The organism is Alkalibaculum bacchi, assembly GCF_937875145.1.
GTDB classification, from domain to species: Bacteria; Bacillota; Clostridia; order Eubacteriales; family Alkalibacteraceae; genus Alkalibaculum; species Alkalibaculum bacchi_A.
On sequence record NZ_CALNCS010000043.1, the window covers coordinates 1 to 5,290 of the forward strand.

The 5,290-nt window shown below is 35.4% G+C and carries 7 protein-coding genes and 1 pseudogene; all 8 read left to right on the forward strand.

Going from position 1 to position 5,290, the window contains the following annotated elements:
* The first annotated feature begins 623 nt into the window (after nucleotides 1–623).
* Nucleotides 624–986, forward strand: a complete 363-nt coding sequence (locus Q7P22_RS02750; RefSeq protein WP_303860349.1) for a BMC domain-containing protein — start codon at nucleotides 624–626, stop codon at nucleotides 984–986.
* An 8-nt stretch (nucleotides 987–994) separates the two neighbouring features.
* Nucleotides 995–1,423 (forward strand): BMC domain-containing protein, encoded by a 429-nt coding sequence (locus tag Q7P22_RS02755; RefSeq protein WP_303860352.1) that lies wholly within the window; start codon nucleotides 995–997, stop codon nucleotides 1,421–1,423.
* Nucleotides 1,424–1,493: 70 nt separating this feature from the next.
* A complete protein-coding gene (locus Q7P22_RS02760) occupies nucleotides 1,494–2,003 on the forward strand; it encodes a EutP/PduV family microcompartment system protein (RefSeq protein WP_303860355.1) in 510 nt (169 codons plus the stop codon).
* A 922-nt stretch (nucleotides 2,004–2,925) separates the two neighbouring features.
* The gene (locus tag Q7P22_RS02765; RefSeq protein ID WP_303860358.1) at nucleotides 2,926–4,011 is read left to right on the forward strand and encodes a hypothetical protein; all 1,086 of its coding nucleotides are present in this window, start codon (nucleotides 2,926–2,928) and stop codon (nucleotides 4,009–4,011) included.
* Nucleotides 4,011–4,283, forward strand: a complete 273-nt coding sequence (locus Q7P22_RS02770) for a hypothetical protein (protein WP_303860361.1) — start codon at nucleotides 4,011–4,013, stop codon at nucleotides 4,281–4,283. Before Q7P22_RS02765 ends, Q7P22_RS02770 begins: the two co-directional genes overlap by 1 nt.
* An 11-nt stretch (nucleotides 4,284–4,294) precedes the next feature.
* The gene (locus tag Q7P22_RS02775) at nucleotides 4,295–4,591 is read left to right on the forward strand and encodes a BMC domain-containing protein (protein ID WP_303860364.1); all 297 of its coding nucleotides are present in this window, start codon (nucleotides 4,295–4,297) and stop codon (nucleotides 4,589–4,591) included.
* Between the two features lie 40 nt (nucleotides 4,592–4,631).
* On the forward strand, nucleotides 4,632–4,913 hold the full coding sequence (locus tag Q7P22_RS02780; protein WP_303860368.1) for a BMC domain-containing protein: 282 nt from the start codon (nucleotides 4,632–4,634) through the stop codon (nucleotides 4,911–4,913).
* Between the two features lie 11 nt (nucleotides 4,914–4,924).
* A pseudogene (locus Q7P22_RS02785) lies at nucleotides 4,925–5,290 on the forward strand (hypothetical protein); the annotation flags it as partial.

The following is a 5,290-nucleotide window of genomic DNA, read 5'->3' on the forward strand; positions in this document are numbered from 1 at the left end:
GTCCCAGTCGACCTCATCGCGGTACGAGTCTTCCGGAACTTTATCTTCTTCTTTCAACAGAGAAACCTTTCTTACTAAGAAATAGCTAATAGTATTAGATAATGTTTAGTAGAGTACCCGCCTATAAACTATTTGCTAATACCATTAGCAAAATTTAAACAACAACACATTCCCGTCATAATGTTCACTGAGTGAGTTAGCACTAGTCCACTACATCTGATAGAGAAGTTTCTTATTTTTTGTTGCTGTTTCTCTAAATAGGGATATGGGAGAAAATTAGTCTCTCCGAGATAACTACTGTGTTTTAAAGCTATTTAATTTAATTAGTAGCTACTTCAATGTTTTGGATGTCTATGTTCAGAATTTGAGATATTATGATTAGTACATCGGCTGCACTTGCAAAGGAATATGTTGTCATTGGTGCTGTGAGGCATCTGTGAGGTTAATAGCTGTAACTTAAAACTCTTTACAACGAGATAGTCGTACTCCAGTCGGTAGCGTATCAAAAATGCCTTATTTGTTTGGACTTATCACTTGTTGATTAGTACTACTCAGCTCATATTTTCGTATCTATTTTAGAAATATGCAAACTGATAAATATGCATTATGAGGGGTAAAAAATAATGAAAGATACACAAGAACAAATTAGGGTTGTGCAGGAAACAGTTGCTGGCAAAGAGATAACCCTGGCTCATATTATTGGTGGACCAGCTCCTATAATCTATACAAAATTAGGAATGAATCCTACAGTTGACTACCAATCGAGTGCTTTAGGTATCATGAATATGACACCTCCAGAATCGACAGTTATTGCCTCAGATATTGCTCTTAAAAGTGCTGACGTATATCTTGGTTTTGCAGATCGCTTTACAGGAACCTTAATCATATCAGGAGAAATTGCTGAAGTAATAACAGCGATTACTGCAGTTGTAAGCTATTTTCGTGATGTCCTTGGCTATGTTTCGTGTGATGTTACAAAACGATAGGGAATTCTATGTCTATAAGATTGACGAGAGAAGAGTTTTTAGAAAAAATTTTTCATAATTGTTATCAAGAAAATAATATTGAACATTTACGTTGGACGCGAGTTAGCGTGCCTGGCCGAGAAGTCGATCTAGCACATATTATTGGTGTATCCGATAGAAAAGTTTATGAAAATCTAGGGCTACATATTGGTGTTCACGAAGGTGAAGATCATGTAGGTGAAGCTATTGGCTTAATGCGGTTTACTCCGTGGGAATCTGTTGTTATTGCCGCTGATATAGCTGTAAAAAATAGTTCAATCAGTATAGGTTTTATGGACAGATTCAATGGTTCATTAATTTTAGTTGGAACAATTGCAGATGTGGAGAATGCAGAAACTGAAATTCTTCGGTATTTTAATGATGCTTTACATTTTAATGTCTGTAGTCTCACAAAATAGTAAATAAATATATTAATAATTTGATAAATGGGAGAGTTCATCAAGTTCAATAAAGCATTGAAGGTTAACTATGAAAAAGCTTTTTTTAATGGGCCGCAGTGAAGCTGGTAAAACATCTCTTGCTCAGGTTTTGAGAGGAGAAAGGCCACATTATCATAAGACACAATATACATATGCAAATAGTGATACAATTGATACGCCTGGCGAATATTCGGAATCGAATCAACTTGGAGTTGGGCTTGCTTGTTTCTCATTCGAAGCTGATGTTATTGCAATTGTAATTGCTGCTGATGAGCCTTTTAGTGTTTTTGCTCCGAATTGTGGTTCTTTTTTAAATAGGCCTCTTATTGGAATTATCACTAAAATAGATTCCCCATACGCCAATATAGCAATGGTGAGACAGTGGCTTATTAATTCTGGATGTGAGCAAATCTTTTTAATTAATAATATGACAGGTGATGGTGTTGAGGAACTGAAGAATTATCTAAAAAGCGATTTTCCGCGGATTTCTTTAGATGAAGCAAAAGTGCATCAGAGGCAAGGTCTTCGTGACTGGGATATCATTCCTAAAAATTTATAAGTTTGATATATACCAATAAAATATATTTAGTATTTAACTTTTATATAAGAGTAAGAGAAAAGATTTAATTTTTATACTCAGTAAAATGAATTATTTTGCATAAATATTAATTTATTTTAAACAGCGTAAAAGAACAGTTGTTGGAGTTTTATAAACTATTAAACTAAAAAATATTGAAATATTGTTCTTGCAAATAGTTTAGAGCGAAATAAAGTCTTTTAACTAAAAATGATGTAAATTAACTGTACAAATAGTCTAATTAGAAAAATAGTTAGTATAAAATGAATGAAATAATTTAAAGTCTAGTCATAGTACCTTGATTAGAAAGAATTTGTCTATAAGCAAATTATGTAAATATTAAATAGTGAAACTTAATATAGACTAAATAAGAATTTGTCTTATATACAATATACTAAGAAAATAGAAAATTTATATACAATTTATGACGTAAGGTTATGGTATACAAAAGTTTAAAAAGTGAGTCATTTATTTTTCTTTATTTGATCCTATATGATTGTATAAAATTAATTGAAAAAATTAGTAAATTATAAAAATAACAGCATAATATACAAATAAAATTATCAAAAATAATTTTATTAATAGAATTAATTCCTAAAATGGCTTATTTCATTTTAAAAAGACATAATTTTCTTAAAATTTTTAGATCCAGATAAAATTCAATAAATTTATTTTTTCTCTTTTGAATTTGAATTTAGGAATAATTTTCTACACTAAAAATTTTAGTTAATAGAAATTCAAATGTAAAAAGTATCTTATATCACCGTATGCAACAGATTATCTACCAATTACCGATAGTTAAGGGTCTGTCAATAAGGTTCACATGAGGTAAAGCTGTTAGCTTGCTCACTGCCGATAGATAGCAAGTGAAGTCGATGCATGTTAAAAGGAATGGGAGGTACAGGTGGCGGTTGCAGATGTTTCTTTAGAAGGTCTTGCCAAAGTAAAAAAACGTGAACTCGATCAAAGCTTTTTTAAGAAGGGTATTTTTCTTGGTTTGTTTTCTGGCATTACGTATGGTCTTTACAGCGCTTTTATAACAGCGGCCCAAAATGTTGGTGTTTGGAGTAATTGGTGGAGTAGTTTTGAATCTACATCTTTTATAGCAATTTTTATTTTTCCTACAATTGCATCTGCACTAAATGATCTTTGTAGTGCCATTTGGGCTTTGGTTGTAACCGCAAAGCAAGGAAAACTTGGGGACTTTACTCTAACCCTAAAATCAAAGCCAGGTAGGATTATGATTGGGGCAGCACTTGTGGGCGGTCCTATAGCTACGACAAGCTATATTATTGCCCTTTCGCAAGCTGGTCCCATTGCGTCGCCCGTTGCAGCCCTTAATGTCACTGCTGGTGCTATTTTCGGACGGGTGTTGTATAAGCAAAAACTTAGTGGAAGAACAATCCTAGGTATAGCTACTTGTTTGGTAGCAAGTATTATGATCGGAAGTACAGCACTAACCGGTGAAATGGGTAGTGGGGTAACTACTGGATTATTTTTTGCAGTAATTGCAGCGTTGGGCTGGGGACTTGAAGGTACTATCGCTGGTTTTGGTACTTCAATGATTGATTTCCAGATAGGTATTACCATCCGTCAATGTACTTCAGGAATTGCTAATTTGTGTATTTTGCTGCCAGTCTTATCGATTATTGGAAATGTGGGTGTAGGAACCGTATTTAATTTTGTAGGACAGGTAGTCACAAATACTCCTTGGTGTTTTATTTTTCTATTGAGTGGCTTTTTTGCATACATTTCTTTTGCAAGTTGGTATAAAGGAAATTCCATGTGTGGGTCGGCACTTGGTCAGGCTCTAAATGGTACCTACACTTTCTTTGCACCACTTTTCACTTGGATTGTTGTTGGAATTGCTATGGGACTCGAAGGATATTCGCTTGCTCCTATTGCATGGCTAGCTGCCATCGTAATGATGGTAGGAATTTTTATCATCGCTGTTAATCCTAAAGAATTTTCTAGAAGGGAGGAAAAATAATGAATAATTTAAGACCTCTAAATTATGCAATTCTTAAGTACTACACACAAGTCGATGAAGCCAGTGTGGATGATGTGATGGGTGCACTTGCAAATTCTTATCAAGAATATGCGACTTTTAATAAGCCCAAAATGATAGAGGCATTAATGACGGCCGAAAAAAATGGGCTTATTGAAGAGTCTCGTTTTGACCTAGATGATTTAAACGAGATCAGAGTTTTTTATCACGCTACACAAGAACAGCGTGAAATGATCAATTCCTATATTAAATAGAGGAGATATAGATGCGTTACAGGGGTGAGGAAGCCATCGGTCTCATTGAGACAATCGGAATGGTCCCTGCAATCTATGCTGCAGACGCGATGCTCAAGGCCGGAGATACTGAACTAGTAAGCTATGAAAATATCGGATCTACGCTAGTAACTATCATTGTTAAGGGTGACGTTGCGGCTTGTGAAGCAGCTGTTAAAGCGGGATGCGCTGCCGCTTCGAGTATTGGGAAATTAACCGCACATAACGTTATGAAGCGCCCTGTCCCATCTATTGGAGATGTTGTCTCTGTCCACGATGTGGATTATTAGGGAGGTCAAGGTGGCTGACGAAAGCATAAATGCTTTAGGCATGATAGAGACATTTGGTCTTGTATGGGTTCTCGAAGCCGGTGACGCTATGTGCAAAGCTGGCGATGTTGAGTTGATAGGCTACGAGAACACAGCTTCGGGATATATTTCAATTTTAGTCAAAGGAGATGTCGCAGCTTGTAAAGCTGCTGTTGAGACTGGTGTAAAAGCTGTCGAATCACTTGGGGCAGAAGTCTATAGCTCTGTTGTTATTCCTAGGCCACACCCAAGCCTTAAGAAAATTACAGATAAGTACAAAGTTGAAAATCTTTTGCCGTATTAAGGAGGTGTCTGATGGCTCTGATAGACAATGACTTGCTTTCTATTCAGGAGGCTCGAATTCTCCTTGAGCATGCTAATAAGTCTGTCAAATTGCTAGATAGCCTTCCTCCTTCAATTAGCAAAAATTTTTTGATTAGTTTAAGAAAGACTTTGATTTTAAAAATTGAGCAGTATGCCACACTTGCTTATGAGGAATCAGATTACTGCAACCCTAGTGATGAGGCGCGACTTATTAAATGGGTTCTAGAAGACTTACTACTAGATACATTACATGAGCCTCCTGTTCAAAAGATAATTGAAGAGAGAAATGGATATTCGAAAGTTCTTCTTTCAAAAGGTATTGTGGTTTCTCTTTTACCTGAGTGGCTCAGTGTTCCA